General features: G+C 71.9%; 10 protein-coding genes. 5 read left to right on the top strand and 5 right to left on the bottom strand.

Annotated features, from left to right (window positions below; translation table 11 throughout):
- Positions 1–58 precede the first annotated feature (58 nt).
- Positions 59–1,549: a 30S ribosomal protein S1 gene (gene rpsA / locus ACFY2Z_RS01915; protein ID WP_390742211.1), complete on the bottom strand. Its 1,491-nt coding sequence runs from the start codon at positions 1,547–1,549 to the stop codon at positions 59–61.
- Positions 1,550–1,893: 344 nt separating this feature from the next.
- Here rpsA and ACFY2Z_RS01910 point away from each other — a divergent pair, with 344 nt between their 5' ends.
- From ACFY2Z_RS01910 to hrpB, 3 genes are all read left to right on the top strand, one after another.
- Positions 1,894–2,754 (top strand): class I SAM-dependent methyltransferase, encoded by an 861-nt coding sequence (locus tag ACFY2Z_RS01910; protein ID WP_390742210.1) that lies wholly within the window; start codon positions 1,894–1,896, stop codon positions 2,752–2,754.
- Positions 2,755–2,930: 176 nt separating this feature from the next.
- Positions 2,931–3,266 carry a hypothetical protein gene (locus tag ACFY2Z_RS01905; protein ID WP_390742209.1) on the top strand — a complete coding sequence of 112 codons (336 nt, stop codon included), beginning with the start codon at positions 2,931–2,933 and terminating at the stop codon, positions 3,264–3,266.
- 102 nt (positions 3,267–3,368) lie between these two features.
- Positions 3,369–5,903, top strand: a complete 2,535-nt coding sequence (hrpB, locus tag ACFY2Z_RS01900) for an ATP-dependent helicase HrpB (RefSeq protein ID WP_390742208.1) — start codon at positions 3,369–3,371, stop codon at positions 5,901–5,903.
- Here the strand turns inward: hrpB and ACFY2Z_RS01895 are convergent.
- The 3 genes from ACFY2Z_RS01895 to ACFY2Z_RS01885 form a co-directional block, all read right to left on the bottom strand.
- The gene (locus tag ACFY2Z_RS01895; RefSeq protein WP_390742207.1) at positions 5,893–6,885 is read right to left on the bottom strand and encodes a DUF3068 domain-containing protein; all 993 of its coding nucleotides are present in this window, start codon (positions 6,883–6,885) and stop codon (positions 5,893–5,895) included. The genes hrpB and ACFY2Z_RS01895 overlap by 11 nt on opposite strands.
- Positions 6,886–6,937: 52 nt before the next feature.
- On the bottom strand, positions 6,938–7,072 hold the full coding sequence (locus tag ACFY2Z_RS01890) for an SPW_0924 family protein (RefSeq protein WP_390742206.1): 135 nt from the start codon (positions 7,070–7,072) through the stop codon (positions 6,938–6,940).
- Positions 7,073–7,211: 139 nt separating this feature from the next.
- On the bottom strand, positions 7,212–8,969 hold the full coding sequence (locus ACFY2Z_RS01885) for a lytic murein transglycosylase (RefSeq protein WP_390742205.1): 1,758 nt from the start codon (positions 8,967–8,969) through the stop codon (positions 7,212–7,214).
- Between the two features lie 266 nt (positions 8,970–9,235).
- Here ACFY2Z_RS01885 and ACFY2Z_RS01880 point away from each other — a divergent pair, with 266 nt between their 5' ends.
- Complete coding sequence (locus ACFY2Z_RS01880) at positions 9,236–10,090, top strand: DUF4184 family protein (protein WP_390742204.1); 855 nt, start codon at positions 9,236–9,238, stop codon at positions 10,088–10,090.
- Between the two features lie 98 nt (positions 10,091–10,188).
- Here ACFY2Z_RS01880 and polA read toward each other — a convergent pair whose 3' ends face one another.
- Positions 10,189–12,915 carry a DNA polymerase I gene (gene polA / locus ACFY2Z_RS01875; RefSeq protein WP_390742203.1) on the bottom strand — a complete coding sequence of 909 codons (2,727 nt, stop codon included), beginning with the start codon at positions 12,913–12,915 and terminating at the stop codon, positions 10,189–10,191.
- Positions 12,916–13,106: 191 nt separating this feature from the next.
- Between polA and ACFY2Z_RS01870 the strand changes: the two genes are divergently transcribed.
- On the top strand, positions 13,107–15,386 hold the full coding sequence (locus ACFY2Z_RS01870) for an FdhF/YdeP family oxidoreductase (RefSeq protein WP_390742202.1): 2,280 nt from the start codon (positions 13,107–13,109) through the stop codon (positions 15,384–15,386).
- The last annotated feature ends 24 nt before the right edge of the window (positions 15,387–15,410 follow it).

The raw sequence follows: 15,410 nt of genomic DNA, 5'->3' as shown, positions 1-15,410 counted from the left end.
GGCCCGCCCCCAGGGGGGACGGGCCCTCAGTCAGTGGCTAGTGCCTAGCGACGCGCGCTCAGCTCTGGCCGCCGGCCAGCTTCTCGCGCAGGGCAGCCAGCGCCTCGTCCGACGCCAGGGCGCCGGAGGTGTCGCCACCCTCGGAGGAGTACGAACCGCCGGTCGCGGCCGGAGCGGCGGCCTCGCCACCCTCGGCGGCAGCGGCAGCGTCGGCCTCGCGGGACTTGATGACCTGCTGCTGGTGCTGCTCGAAGCGGGTCTGCGCCTCGGCGTACTGGCGCTCCCACTCCTCGCGCTGCTTCTCGTAGCCCTCGAGCCAGTCGTTGGTCTCGGGGTCGAAGCCCTCGGGGTAGATGTAGTTGCCCTGGTCGTCGTAGGACGCGGCCATGCCGTACAGGGTCGGGTCGAACTCGACCGAGGCCGGGTCGGCACCGAAGGACTCGTTGGCCTGCTTCAGCGAGAGGCTGATGCGGCGGCGCTCGAGGTCGATGTCGATGACCTTGACGAAGATCTCGTCGTTGACCTGGACGACCTGCTCCGGGATCTCCACGTGGCGCTCGGCCAGCTCGGAGATGTGGACCAGACCCTCGATGCCCTCGTCCACGCGGACGAACGCACCGAACGGAACCAGCTTCGTGACCTTACCGGGCACGACCTGGCCGATCTGGTGGGTGCGAGCGAACTGCTGCCACGGGTCTTCCTGGGTCGCCTTCAGCGACAGGGAGACGCGCTCGCGGTCCATGTCCACGTCGAGAACCTCGACGGTGACCTCCTGGCCGACCTCGACGACCTCGGACGGGTGGTCGATGTGCTTCCAGGACAGCTCGGAGACGTGGACCAGACCGTCGACGCCACCCAGGTCCACGAAGGCACCGAAGTTGACGATCGAGGAGACCACACCGGAGCGGACCTGACCCTTCTGCAGGGTCGTGAGGAACGTCTGGCGGACCTCGGACTGGGTCTGCTCCAGCCAGGCACGGCGGGACAGGACCACGTTGTTGCGGTTCTTGTCCAGCTCGATGATCTTGGCCTCGAGCTCCTTGCCGACGTACGGCTGGAGGTCGCGGACGCGGCGCATCTCGACCAGAGAGGCCGGGAGGAAGCCACGGAGGCCGATGTCGAGGATGAGACCACCCTTGACGACCTCGATGACGGTACCGGTGACGATGCCGTCCTCTTCCTTGATCTTCTCGATGGTGCCCCAGGCACGCTCGTACTGGGCGCGCTTCTTCGAGAGGATCAGGCGGCCTTCCTTGTCCTCCTTCTGGAGGACCAGGGCCTCGATCTCGTCACCGACGGCGACGACCTCGTTGGGGTCGACGTCGTGCTTGATCGAGAGCTCGCGGCTCGGGATGACACCTTCGGTCTTGTAACCGATGTCGAGCAGGACCTCGTCCCGGTCGACCTTCACGATGACGCCGTCGACGATGTCGCCGTCGTTGAAGTACTTGATCGTCTCGTCGATCGCTGCGAGGAAGGCTTCCTCGTTACCGATGTCGTTGACCGCTACCTGCGGGGTGGTGGCGGTGGTCTCGGTGCTGCTCGTCATGTGGGAAAGGGCTCCGGTACGGACATTGAAGTCGTAGGTACTGCTTACGCCGGGAGCCTGTTTCGCTCTGCAGAAGCCGGACAGCCAAGGAAGCGCCCCACCAATCACTGGTGATGGCGCCTCGAGAACCGAGGGGACATACAACAGATGCGAGCGCAGCCTGCTACGTCTGAGGTGCGCAGGCCCGCAGCGCAACTTGTAGCATACGGGGGCAGCCGGACAGGGTCAATGCGCGAAGTCGCACACCCGGGGCGGATCGCCGCATTCCAGGCACAAGGCGGCGTGCGACACCACCCGTATACCGGACACGCCACGAGGCCGCGCAGGCCTGAGACACCTCTTCCGTGACTCCGCCGAAGCGGGATGGACGGAAGAGTACGACGAGGGAGCCGATCATCCAAGAGCCCGAGCAGTCCGAGCCGGAAGCCACCCGACGTACGGCGGGCGTCACGGAGAGTTCCCGGGCCAACCGGGGCTGGTGGGACGGGAACGCGGACGAGTACCAGATCGAGCACGGTACGTTCCTCGGCGACGACCGCTTCGTCTGGGGCCCGGAGGGGCTCGACGAGGTCGAGGCCGAGCTGCTCGGCCCGCTGGAGGACCTCAAAGGCAAGGAGGTCCTGGAGATCGGCGCCGGCGCGGCCCAGTGCTCCCGCTGGCTGGCCGCGCAGGGCGCCCGTCCGGTGGCCCTGGACCTCTCCCACCGCCAGCTCCAGCACGCCCTGCGCATCGGCGGGACCTTCCCCCTGGTCCAGGCCGACGCGGCCGTACTGCCCTTCCGGGACGGCTCCTTCGACCTCGCGTGCTCCGCGTACGGCGCACTGCCGTTCGTCGCGGACCCCGTCCTGGTCCTGCGCGAGGTGCACCGGGTGCTGCGTCCCGGCGGCCGCTTCGTCTTCTCGGTGACGCACCCGATCCGCTGGGCGTTCCCGGACGAGCCGGGTCCCGAGGGTCTGTCGGTGGCGGCCTCGTACTTCGACCGCACGCCGTACGTCGAGCAGGACGAGGAGGGACAGGCGGTCTACGTGGAGCACCACCGCACGCTCGGTGACCGGGTGCGTGACATCGCGTCCTCCGGCTTCCGGCTGGTCGATCTGGTCGAGCCCGAGTGGCCCGCCTGGAACACCTCGGAGTGGGGCGGCTGGTCCCCGCTGCGCGGCGGTCTGATCCCGGGCACGGCGATCTTCGTGTGCGAGCGGGACTGACGGAGCGGGACCGAGCGCCCGCGCGGGGGTGGGCTGTTCCGGAGGGTTCCGGTCAATCAGCGGCGCGGGCCGCCGTCCGCGTGTGCCCGCCGTACGGGCCGGGCACAAACGACGAGTCGACAAGTCGTCGCCGTCAGAGCTGCGGTGAGCGGTGCCACGCGGTGGGGGGTGCGCGCATGCACGTCTGTCACGTCTGCCCGGTCTGCGGGCGCAGCGACAGCACCACGAAGCTCAGCGTGCACTGGAGGGCGCTGTCGGCCGGCCAGCGGGCCGGGGCACCGCACCTCGCGCGCCCCGCGCTCCACGACGAGCGCTGGAGCGAGCCGCTCGGGCTGCTCACCCTCGGCTGCGCCCTCCTCGTCTCCGAGGCATGGCTGGGGCTCGTCGGGGTGGCCGGCGGGGGCGTCTGGCTGGTGTCGCTGCGTGACAAGGTGGCCCAGGCGGCGCGGCTACGGGCCGACTGGCACCGGAAGCAGTTCTGCCGTCGCTGCCACCACGCCTTTCTCCCGTGACGTCGCTCCCTGACCTCTCGCCCGTGACGCTGCCGCCGCGTCCGCGACACCGTGCGGCTTCTCCCACGACACCGTGACCGGGCCGCCTGGAACACTGGTGCGGTGATCCGCCACGACGCCCTCGACCGCCTTCCCGTCCGCTCGGCCGTGCCCGCCCTCGGGAACGCGCTGGACGAGCACGGGGTCGCGGTGCTGTGCGCGCCGCCCGGTACCGGCAAGACGACCCTCGTGCCGCTGGTCCTCGCCGGGCTCGTCGGCGGCGGCCCGGCCCGCCGTGTGGTGGTCGCCGAACCGCGTCGGATCGCCGCGCGGGCCGCGGCCCGGCGGATGGCGTGGCTGCTCGGGGAGCAGCCCGGCCACAGCGTCGGCCACACGGTGCGCGGGGAGCGGGTGACGGGGCCGCACGCGCGCGTGGAGGTCGTCACGACCGGTGTGCTGCTGCAGCGGCTGCAGCGGGACCAGGAACTCTCGGGCGTCGACGTGGTCGTCCTCGACGAGTGCCATGAGCGGCATCTGGACGCCGACACGGTCGCCGCCTTCCTGCTCGACGTACGCGAGGCCCTGCGGCCCGAGCTGCGGCTCGTGGCGGCCTCGGCGACGACGGACGCGGAGGGCTGGGCCCGGCTGCTGGGCGGGGCCCCGGTCGTCGAGGCGGAGGGCGTGTCGCACCCCGTGGAGGTGGTGTGGGCGCCGCCCACGCGTCCGGTGCGGCCGCCGCACGGGTTGCGCGTGGACCCGGCGCTGCTCACGCATGTGGCGTCGGTGGTGCGGCGGGCGCTCGCCGAGTGCGAGGGCGACGTCCTCTGCTTCCTGCCCGGGGTCGGGGAGATCTCGCGGGTGGCCGGGCAGCTCGGGGGCCTGGGGGACGTCGAGGTGCTCCAGGTCCACGGGCGGGCTCCGGCGGCCGTGCAGGACGCCGTGCTGTCCCCCGGCGCCGGACGGCGGGTGGTGCTGGCGACGGCCGTCGCGGAGTCGTCGCTGACGGTGCCCGGGGTGCGGGTGGTCGTCGACTCCGGGCTCGCGCGGGAGCCGCGGGTGGACCACGCGCGCGGGCTGAGCGCGCTCACGACGGTACGGGCCTCGCAGGCGGCGGGACGGCAGCGCGCGGGCCGGGCGGGGCGTGAGGCGCCGGGCCGGGTCTACCGCTGCTGGTCCGAGGCTGAGGACGTACGACTGCCCCGTTTCCCGGCGCCCGAGATCAGGCTCGCCGACCTGACGGGGTTCGCGTTGCAGACGGCGTGCTGGGGCGATCCGGACGCGTCCGGTCTGGCGCTCCTGGATCCGCCGCCCGGCGGGGCGATGGCAGCGGCGCGGTCGGTGCTGACCGCGGTCGGCGCGGTGGACGCGACGGGACGGGCCACGGACCGGGGTGTGCGGATGTCCCGGCTCGGTCTGCATCCACGGCTGGCCCGGGCCCTGCTGGACGCGGCGCCGGAGGCGGGCGCGAACCGGGCCGCCGAGGTGGTCGCCCTGCTGAGCGAGGAGCCGCCGCGGGAGTACGGGGACGATCTGGCGGCGGCCTGGCGGGCCGCCCGGCGCGGGAGCGACGCGTACGCGGGCCGCTGGCGGGACGAGGTGCGCCGGCTGCGGTCGGCGGCGGACAGCCTTCCCGTACGGGCGGACGGAGCCCGGCACCGCGACGCGGAGCGGCCGACGAGGCCGACGGACGATCAGGTGGCCGGTCTTGTCGCGGCCCTCGCCCACCCCGAGCGGCTCGCCCGCGCCGACGGCGGCTCCTGCCTGATGGTGAACGGCACCCGTGCCGAGCCGGCGGACGGGTCCGGACTGCGTGGGGCTCCCTGGCTGGCGGTCGCCGTGGCCGACCGGCCCGTCGGCGCGGTCCACGCGCGCGTGGGGCTCGCCGCGGTGGTGGACGAGGACGTGGCGCGACGGGCCGCCGCCGCGCTGCACACCGAGGGCGAGGAGGTCCGCTGGGCCGACGGGGACGTCGTGGCCCGTCGTGTCGAGCGGCTCGGGGCCGTGGAGCTGACGGTACGGCCGCTGCGGGACCCGGCCCCGGGCCTGGTGCGGGATGCGCTGCTGGCGGGGCTGCGGGAGGAGGGGTTCGATCTGCTGCGGTGGTCGCCCGGGGCGCATGTGCTGCGGCAGCGGCTCGCCTTCCTGCGGCTGCACCTGGCCGATCCCTGGCCGGACGTCCGCGACGACGCGCTCCACGCGCGCGTGGAGGAGTGGCTGGAGCCCGAGCTGAGCCGTGCGCGGCGGCGCGCCGATCTCGCGCGGATCGACGCGGGACAGGCGCTCTCGCGGCTGCTGCCCTGGTCCACCGGGGACGCGGCCCGGCTCGACGAGCTGGCGCCCGAGCGGATCACCGTCCCGAGCGGGTCCGCCGTCCGGGTCGACTACGGCGACCCGGAGCGGCCGGTCCTCGCCGTGAAGCTCCAGGAGATGTTCGGGCTCCAGGAGTCGCCCAGGATCGCCGGTGTGCCCGTGCTGGTGCATCTGCTGTCCCCCGCCGGGCGGCCGGTCGCCGTGACCGCCGATCTCGCCTCCTTCTGGCGGGACGGCTACCGGGCCGTACGGGCCGAGCTGCGCGGCCGGTACCCGAAGCACCCCTGGCCCGAGGACCCCGCCTCCGCGGAGCCGACCCGGCACACCAACGCGCGGCTCAGGCGGTGACCGGCTCGGGCTCGGCCGGCCGGGCAGGCGCCGGTCCGGCCGGGCGGCGGCCGCGCGCCTCCAGGTAGAGCGACAGCGCCAGCAGACAGAGGCCCAGGGAGAGGAAGCCCCAGGGCAGATACGACGTCAGCAGCAGGATCGGCAGGCGGTTGTGCTTGACGAGCGCGACGGTCGACCTGATGTAGTCCTCGCGCATCTTCACATCGCCCGCGAACGCCGTGACCTTGGCGCGGCCCCCGAGAAGTGCGCCGCCGCGCAGTTCCTCCTGGTGGATCTCCTCCCCGTAGACCGGCGCCCCGGTCAGGGGTTCGACCCAGAACCTGCGGACCGTGGTGTACCAGCGGGTCGTGCCGGTCTTCGCGACCCCCTCGGCGGTGATGCCCTTGACGGGCATGACCTTGGGGAAGGGCACCTTGGTCCAGGGGATGGTCTGTTCGAAGTAGTAGACCGTCACTCCGCGGAAGGTCCGGGTGCCCTTGTAGTGGATGGGAGCGGTGACGCGTGCCTGGGCGTCGAAGTACTCGTAGTCCCTCTTCTGCGTGAGAAACGGCCACTTGAACTCGACGCCGTCGCGCCGGACGGCGTCCTGATCGACCATCTCGCCCGCGGCGTGGACGGGTTGCTGGCTGTGCGCGTCGAAGATGTAGCGCTCGGGAATGCGGGAGACCATCTGCCCGTCGGGGCCCTGCGCGTAGGACAGGCCGTCCCAGACCACCACCTCCCGGCCCGTCGTCCGCCGGATCGTCCGCGCGGCCTCCACGTTGCCCTTGAGGGTCTGCACGACGGTGACCTCGGGGACCGTGCGGGAGGTCATGGTGGAGTAGTCGAGGAGGGTGGCGTTCTTCGCCTGGAGCACCGTGGTCTGGTACTGGTTCGCGGGGACCTTGACCAGGCGCGGGAAGACGTACCAGCGCAGCAGGGGCGACAGCGCCGTGAAGAACACGGCGAGGGCGAGCAGGATCAGACCGGCCTTGCGTCGCATCTCGGCGTCCTCCCTGTGCGTACGCTGCGGGCGTCCGGGGCCCGCTCGTCCGTCACGGATGGCTGGGGACGGTCGTCAGCAGTGGTTTCGGTGACGTACCGCCGGACGGCGGGCCCAGTGCCGACAGGGCGAACACCAGGGCGAGCGCCGCGGCGAGACCGATCACGGCGGCGACGAGGGCGCGCATACGGGCCTCCCCGGGCGAAACTGACAACCCATCAGGTCCGGCACCGTAGCAACGGGCGCGCGAGATGAGAACACGTGCTGCAAGAAGGCGGCGCCCCTCCCTGACGGAAGGGCGCCGCCGTCCGCGGGCCGGTGCGGCTCTACGCGCTCGGGCTGGGCGACGGGCTGTCCGAGGCACTCGGGCTGGGCGACGACGAGGCCTGCGCGACGTTCAGCTCGACCGTGAGGGTCGCGCCGCCCGCGGTGGTGATGCGGAGCAGGAACGTGCCGGTGGTGTCGTCGGCGTACAGCTTCGGGAGCTTCAGCAGGCCCTTGGCGTCCGTCTGCAGGCCCGTGAGGGTGCGTACGGTCTTGCCGTGGTCGTCCTTGAAGTAGGGGCCCTTGTCGTTCTCGGTCGGGTCGTCGGCCGACTTGACGAGGGTCGCGGTGGCGGCGACACCGTCGGCGACGGCGCCCTTGTACGTGGCCTTCACCTCGACCTGGTCCGCGAACTCGCCTCCCGGAGTGCAGGTCAGCGCGGTGTCGCTGGTGCGGGCGAGGGTGTCGGCCTGGCGTTCGGTGACGGTGGCCGTGTACTCGGTGGCCACCGTGCGGCCCACGAGGAGGGCGCGGACCTTGAAGTCGCCGCTCTTCTGGCCGGCCACGAGCGCCGGTGCGGTGGCCTTGCCCGATGCGTCGGTGATGACGGTCGCCACGGTCTCGCCGCCCGTGAAGGTGGCGTCCGTACCGGCCTCGATGGTGAACCGCACACGGACCTTCGGCACCGCCTTGCCCGCCTTGGTCACGGCCGTCAGCGCGATCTTCCGGTCGAACGTGTCGCCCGTCCTGGCCGAGAGCGTGCCGGTGGCGGCGTCCGCCAAGTGGTCCACCGTGTCGCTCGCGGTGGGCGGCTTGGACGGGGGCTTGCCCGGCGTCGACGGGTCCGAGGGGGAAGTGGTCGGGCCGCCGGGCTTCTGGGGGCGGCCGGGCTTGTCCGGGCGGCCCGGCTCGTGGGTGCCGGAGTTCTCGGTGCTCCCCGGCTTCGGGTCGTGGTTCGCGCCGGAGTCGCTGCGGTGCCTGGGCACCGTGCCCGTACCGTCCGGGACCGAGTGGGTGCCCTTGAGGTAGTACTCGTACCAGGACAGAACGGTGTTCAGATAGTCCTGCGAGGCGTTGTAGCCGAGGATCGCCTCGTTCATGTCGGCCTGGACCGACAGATCACGGTCGGAACGGCACAGGTAGTGACCGGCGGCGAGGGCGGCGTCGTAGACGTTGTTGGGGTCCTTGGTCCCGTCGCCGTTGCCGTCGCGGCCCGCCCATGCCCAGGTGGACGGGATGAACTGCATGGGGCCGACGGCTCGGTCGTAGGTGACGTCACCGTCGTAGGCACCGTGGTCGGTGTCCTTGATGTTCGCGAAGCCGTTGCCGTCCAGGAGCGGGCCGAGGATCTTAGAGTGCGTCGTGCCGTTCGCGTCGACATCGCCGCCGCGGGCCTGGCCCGACTCGACCTGGCCGATGGCGGCGAGCAGCTGCCAGGGCAGATTGCAGCCCGGCTTGGACTGCCGGAGCTCCGCGGCCGCCTTCTTGTAGGCGTCCAGGACGGTGGCCGGTATTCCGGCCTCCGCCGCGCCGACGGGGCCGCCGGGGGTGGGACCGGCGGTCGGACCGGGGGACTCGGTGGGGCTGTTGAGCGGCGGGAGGTCGGTGTAGTAGCCGCTGTTGCCGGTGGCGGTGCCGTCACCGCCGTCGAGGGCGGTGCTGTCCGCGTCGGGGGTGGCCTGCGCGCCGGTGGTCTGTCTGCCCTGGTCGTCGGTGGTCACTCCCGGAGCCTGGGACGCTGCCAGAGCCGCGACCGCTGCCGCGGCCACAGCCGTGCTGGCCGCCCCCTTGCGCAGCCGCCTGCCGATATGCGCCGCCATTGAGTGAACCCCTCCTGTCGACGACCTTATGTAGTGGTCTGTCTGTTTGTGCGACCGTGTCCCCCGGCACAGTGACCAAGTGACCCTACGACAACTTCCGCCGCCCCGGCACCCGTTGGCGCCCGGTTTTCACCAGTTGGTCATGTGCCCTTGGGCTGGGACACGGGAGTCGGGCACTCACCTCACCCGTTTCTTGTGTCCCTCATACTGGACGTCTGTGATCGCCGGGTGGTTGTGCCCGGTCAATGCCTGCCGAGGGAGCCGACTTGCCGTTCACCCTCAGCCATGCCGCGGCGGTACTGCCCGCCGTACGCGGGGACGGATCCGGGCGCGGACGACTGGTGCCCTCGGTCCTCGTCGCGGGTTCGTTCGCGCCCGACATGACCTATTTCGCGGCGAGCGTGGTGTCCGGAGCGATGGACTTCGGTGCCGTCACCCACTCCATCGCCGGGGTGTTCACGGTGGACGTGCTCATCGCGTGGGCGCTGATGGGGGCATGGCTGGTGCTGCGGGAGCCGGTGGTGGCGCTGCTGCCGGCGGCGGCACAGGGGCGGGTCGCCGCCCTGCTGCGCTGTGGCACACCGCGCCGCACGGTCTCGTTCGCGCTGCTCGTCCAGTGGTACGTGTCCGCGGCGCTGGGCGCGCTGACCCATGTCGTCTGGGACGCGTTCACGCATCTCGACCGGTGGGGGACCCGGTTGTTCCCGGTACTGCTGAGGCCGGTCGGGGAAACGCCGCTGTACACGTATGTGCAGTACGGCAGCTCCGTGGTGGCGGCGGTGGTGATCGCGGTGTTCGTGACGGTGCTGCTCCGGCGGATGCCGGCCGTCCCGGCCGCGGCGTCGGGAGTGCCGGTGCTGTCCTGGGCCGACCGGTGGCTGGCGGGTGCGGTGATCGGCGGCTGCGCGACGGTGGGGGCGGTGCAGCGGGCGTCCCGGTGGTGGGCCTACTGGGGGGCGACCGCGAAGCCGTGGGACATGATCCCCCCGGTGTGCTTCGGGGCGGGCGCCGGGCTCGCCGTCGGGCTCGCGGTGTATGTGGCGGGGGTCAGGGCGTTGCGCCCGGCCCCCGCCGGCCCATCGGCCCCCCGGCCGGAACGAAGCCGGCCCACCGCCCCCTGATCCCGGCCACCGGCCCCGACCGCCGACGCGGAACGGGGCCACGGCTGCCGGGCACGGGGGTGGGGGTGGGCGGCACGGGTGTCCGGCGATCAATACACCTAGTGCGCCGCCGACTCCCAGTCCGCTCCGTCACCCACCGACACATCCAGCGGCGCCCTCAGCTGAACCGCGCCCGCCATCTCGCGGCGGACCAGTTCCTCCGCCTTCCGGCGCTCGCCGGGCGCGATCTCCAGCACGATCTCGTCGTGCACCTGGAGGAGCATGCGGGAGGCGAGGCCCGCCTCATGCAGGGCACGGTCCACGTTCAGCATGGCGATCTTGACGATGTCCGCCGCCGTGCCCTGGATCGGGGCGTTCAACGCCATGCGTTCGGCCATCTCCCGGCGCTGACGGTTGTCGCTGTTCAGGTCCGGGAGATAGCGACGGCGGCCGAAGAGCGTCTCGGTGTAGCCGGTGGCCCGGGCCTCGTCCACGACCCGGCGCAGATAGTCCCGCACTCCGCCGAAGCGCTCGAAGTACGTGTCCATCAGGGCCCGGGCCTCCGCCGCCTCGATGTTCAGCTGCTGGGACAGACCGAAGGCCGACAGACCGTAGGCCAGACCGTACGACATGGCCTTGATCTTGCGCCGCATCTCCGCGTCGACCGCGTCCCGGGCCACCCCGAACACCTGGGAGGCGACCGTGGTGTGCAGATCCTCACCGGAGGTGAAGGCCTGGATCAGACCCTCGTCCTCCGACAGATGCGCCATCACCCGCAGCTCGATCTGGCTGTAGTCCGCCGTCATCAGGGACTCGAACCCCTTGCCCACCACGAAGCCGCGGCGGATCGCCCTGCCCTCGTCCGTGCGCACGGGGATGTTCTGCAGGTTCGGCTCCGTCGACGACAGCCGGCCGGTCGCCGCGACCGTCTGGTTGAACGTCGTGTGGATCCGGCCGTCCGCCGCGATCGTCTTGATGAGACCCTCGACGGTCACCCGCAGCTTCGCCTGCTCGCGGTGCCGCAGCATGATCACCGGCAGCTCGTTGTCGGTCTGGGTGGCGAGCCACGCGAGGGCGTCCGCGTCCGTCGTGTAGCCCGTCTTCGTCTTCTTGGTCCTGGGCAGACCCAGCTCGCCGAACAGGACCTCCTGAAGCTGCTTGGGCGAGCCCAGGTTGAACTCGTGTCCCGCCGCCGCGTGCGCCTCCTTCACGGCCTGCTGGGCAGCGGCCGCGAACAGTTGCTCCATGGCCTCCAGATGTGTGCGGTCCGCCGCGATGCCGTGCCGCTCCATACGGGCGAGCAGCGCGGAGACGGGCAGTTCCATGTCGCCCAGCAGGTCCGCCGCGCCGACCTCGCCGAGCTTCTCCTCGAACGCCTGGCCGAGGTCGAGGATCGCGCGGGCCTGGATCATCAGCGCGTCGGCCTCGGCACCCTCGTCGGCACCGAACGCGAGCTGGCCGTCCGCCGTGGCCGCGGGCGCCAGCTCCCGGCCGAGGTACTCCAACGACAGCGCGTCCAGCGCGAACGAACGGCGGCCCGGCTTCACCAGGTACGCGGCGAGCGCCGTGTCCATGGCCACGCCCGCCAGGGACCAGCCGTGCTCGGGGAAGACCCGCATCGCCCCCTTGGCGTTGTGCAGCACCTTGGGCCGGGCCGGGTCGGCGAGCCACTGTGCGAACGCCTTCTCGTCCGCCTCGTCCAGCTCCGTCGGGTCGAACCAGGCCGCCGTCCCGTCGGCCGCGGCGAGCGCGATCTCCGCCACGGAGCCCGCGCCCAGTCCCCACGAGTCGACCGTCGCCAGGCCGAGGAGCTGGTCACCGTGCGCGGCGAGCCACGGCTTCAGCTCGCCCGCGCCCAGCACCGCGCCGTCCAGCTCCACACCGGCCGCCGCGACCGGCGTCGTCTCGGCCTCCTCGGCCCCGGGGTCGACGGCGAAGAGCCGCTCGCGCAGCGAGGGGTTCCTGATCTCCAGGGTGTCCAGGACCATCGTGACGGTCTTGCGGTCGTACGCGGCCCGCTCCAGGTCGAGGACCGCCTTCGGCAGCTCCACCTGCCGCTCCAGCTCCGTGAGCCGGCGGTTCAGCTTCACCGACTCCAGGTGGTCGCGCAGGTTCTGCCCGGCCTTGCCCTTGACCTCGTCGACGCGCGCCACCAGCTCCGCGAACGAGCCGAACTGGTTGATCCACTTCGCGGCCGTCTTCTCGCCGACGCCCGGGATGCCCGGCAGGTTGTCCGACGGGTCGCCGCGCAGCGCCGCGAAGTCCGGGTACTGCGCCGGCGTCAGCCCGTACTTCTCGAAGACCTTCTCCGGGGTGAACCGGGTCAGCTCCGAGACACCCTTGGTCGGATACAGCACCGTCGTGTTCTCGGTGACCAGCTGGAAGGAGTCGCGGTCGCCGGTGACGATCAGCACCTCGAAGCCCTCGGCCTCGGCCTGGGTGGCGAGCGTGGCGATCACGTCGTCCGCCTCGAACCCCTCGATCGCGAAACGGGGGGCCCGCATCGCGTCCAGCAGCTCGCCGATCAGCTCGACCTGGCCCTTGAACTCGTCCGGGGTCTTCGACCGGTTCGCCTTGTACTCCGTGAACTCCTCGGAGCGCCAGGTCTTGCGGGAGACGTCGAACGCCACGGCGAAGTGCGTGGGCGCCTCGTCGCGCAGCGTGTTCGCCAGCATCGACGCGAAGCCGTAGATCGCGTTCGTCGGCTGGCCCGTCGCGGTCGTGAAGTTCTCCGCGGGCAGCGCGAAGAACGCGCGGTAGGCCAGCGAGTGCCCGTCCATGAGCATCAGCCGGGGACGGCCGCCGCCGGAGGTCTTCTCGGTCTTCTTCGATGCTGTTTCTGCCACGTCCCCGATCCTGCCACGCTCCACCGACACTCGGGCCCGCCCCGGCCCGCCGCCCTCCGCGCCTCGGGGCCACCGACCCCTCCACGCCGCGGGGCCGCCGCCCTACTCCACGACCGGGCGCAGTCCTTGTCGGCGGCGCGTGCGAGGATCGGAGACGTACTTCACAGGTGGACGCGAAGGGGAGGACCGCGATGGCCAGCAAGCCGCCCACAAGTGACCCGGTTCAGGACGCACCGCAGGTCGCCGAGCCGAAGCACGCGGCGGCGGGACTGCCCGCCATCGGACACACCCTGCGCATCGCCCAGCAGCAGATGGGAGTGCGCCGCACCGCGCTCACTCTGCTCCGTGTCAACCAGAAGAACGGCTTCGACTGCCCGGGCTGCGCCTGGCCGGAGCCCGACCACCGGCACACCGCGGAGTTCTGTGAGAACGGCGCGAAGGCGGTCGCGGAGGAGGCCACCCTGCGCCGGGTCACCCCGGAGTTCTTCGCCGCGCACCCCATGGCCGACCTCGCCACCCGCAGCGGCTACTGGCTGGGACAGCAGGGGCGCCTCACGCACCCCATGTACCTCCCCGAGGGCGCGGACCACTACGAGCCGGTCACCTGGGAGCGCGCCTTCGACATCGTCGCCGAGGAGATCGCCGCGCTGGGCTCCCCCGACGAGGCCGTCTTCTACACCTCGGGCCGCACCAGCAACGAGGCCGCGTTCCTCTACCAGCTCTTCGCCCGCGAGCTGGGCACCAACAACCTTCCCGACTGCTCCAACATGTGCCACGAGTCGTCCGGTTCCGCGCTCTCCGAGACGATCGGCATCGGCAAGGGCAGCGTCCTGCTGGAGGACCTCTACCGGGCGGACCTGATCATCGTCGCCGGGCAGAACCCCGGCACCAACCACCCGCGCATGCTGTCGGCCCTGGAGAAGGCCAAGGCCAACGGGGCGAAGATCATCAGTGTCAACCCGCTGCCCGAGGCGGGCCTGGAGCGCTTCAAGAACCCGCAGACCCCCCAGGGCATGCTCAGGGGCGCCGCCCTGACCGACCTGTTCCTGCAGATCCGCATCGGCGGTGACCAGGCCCTCTTCCGCCTCCTCAACAAACTGATCCTCCAAACCGAGGGCGCGGTCGACGAGGAGTTCGTCCGCGAGCACACCCACGGCTTCGAGGAGTTCGCCGAGGCCGCGCGCGCCGCCGACTGGGACGAGACGCTCACCGCGACCGGGCTCACCCGCGCCGAGATCGAGCAGGCCCTGCGGATGGTCCTCGCCTCGCAGCGCACCATCGTCTGCTGGGCCATGGGCCTCACCCAGCACAAGCACTCCGTGCCCACCATCCGCGAGGTCGTCAACTTCCTGCTGCTGCGCGGCAACATCGGCCGCCCGGGCGCGGGCGTGTGCCCGGTGCGCGGCCACTCGAACGTGCAGGGCGACCGCACGATGGGCATCTTCGAGCGTCCCGCGCCCGCCTTCCTGGCCGCCCTGGAGAAGGAGTTCGGGTTCACCCCGCCGCACGAGCACGGCTACGACGTCGTGCGGGCCATCCACGCGCTGCGTGACGGCGAGGCGAAGGTCTTCTTCGCGATGGGCGGCAACTTCGTGTCCGCGTCCCCCGACACCGAGGTGACCGAGGCGGCCATGCGCCGGGCCCGGCTCACCGTGCATGTGTCGACCAAGCTGAACCGCTCGCACGCGGTCACCGGCGCGCGTGCCCTGATCCTGCCCACCCTGGGCCGCACCGAGCGTGATCTCCAGGACAGCGGCGAGCAGTTCGTGACCGTCGAGGACTCCATGGGCATGGTGCACGCCTCCCGGGGCCGGCTGGACCCCGCGAGCCCGCACCTGCTGTCGGAGCCGGCCATCGTGTGCCGCCTGGCGCGCCGCGTGCTCGGCGACGGCAGCGTGGTGCCGTGGGAGGAGTTCGAGAAGGACTACGCGACCGTCCGTGACCGCATCGCCCGCGTGATCCCCGGGTTCGAGGACTTCAACGCGCGCGTGGCCCGCCCCGGCGGCTTCGCGCTCCCCCACGCGCCGCGCGACGAGCGCCGCTTCCCCACCGCCACCGGCAAGGCCAACTTCACGGCGGCCGCCGTGGAGTACCCGAGCCTGCCCGAGGGCCGGCTGCTGCTGCAGACCCTGCGCTCGCACGACCAGTACAACACCACGATCTACGGCCTCGACGACCGCTACCGGGGCATCACGGGCGGTCGCCGGGTGGTGCTGGTGAACCCGGAGGACGCCCGCGCCCTGGGTGCGGCCGACGGGGCGTACGTCGACCTGGTGAGCGAGTGGAAGGACGGCGTCGAGCGGCGCGCCCCCGGCTTCCGCGTCGTCCACTACCCGACGGCCCGCGGCTGCGCGGCCGCCTACTACCCGGAGACGAACGTCCTGGTTCCGCTGGACGCCACCGCCGACACCAGCAACACCCCCGCGAGCAAGTCCGTCGTGGTGCGCCTGGAACAATCGGCGGCCGACTGAGCGTTTGCTCAGCCGGAGGCGAGT

The sequence above is a fragment of the Streptomyces sp. NPDC001222 genome (genome assembly GCF_042896945.1).
Lineage (GTDB): Bacteria > Actinomycetota > Actinomycetes > Streptomycetales > Streptomycetaceae > Streptomyces > Streptomyces gibsoniae.
The sequence above is the reverse complement of the archived record's forward strand: the minus strand, read 5'-3'. Positions and strand labels throughout refer to the sequence as shown.

Bases quoted from the DNA above. Each gene is read 5' to 3' on its own strand.
- rpsA (WP_390742211.1), bottom strand. From the start codon at position 1,549: ATGACGAGCAGCACCGAGACCACCGCCACCACCCCGCAGGTAGCGGTC.
- ACFY2Z_RS01905 (WP_390742209.1), top strand. From the start codon at position 2,931: ATGCACGTCTGTCACGTCTGCCCGGTCTGCGGGCGCAGCGACAGCACC.
- ACFY2Z_RS01895 (WP_390742207.1), bottom strand. From the start codon at position 6,885: ATGCGACGCAAGGCCGGTCTGATCCTGCTCGCCCTCGCCGTGTTCTTC.
- ACFY2Z_RS01890 (WP_390742206.1), bottom strand. From the start codon at position 7,072: ATGCGCGCCCTCGTCGCCGCCGTGATCGGTCTCGCCGCGGCGCTCGCC.
- ACFY2Z_RS01885 (WP_390742205.1), bottom strand. From the start codon at position 8,969: ATGGCGGCGCATATCGGCAGGCGGCTGCGCAAGGGGGCGGCCAGCACG.
- ACFY2Z_RS01870 (WP_390742202.1), top strand. From the start codon at position 13,107: ATGGCCAGCAAGCCGCCCACAAGTGACCCGGTTCAGGACGCACCGCAG.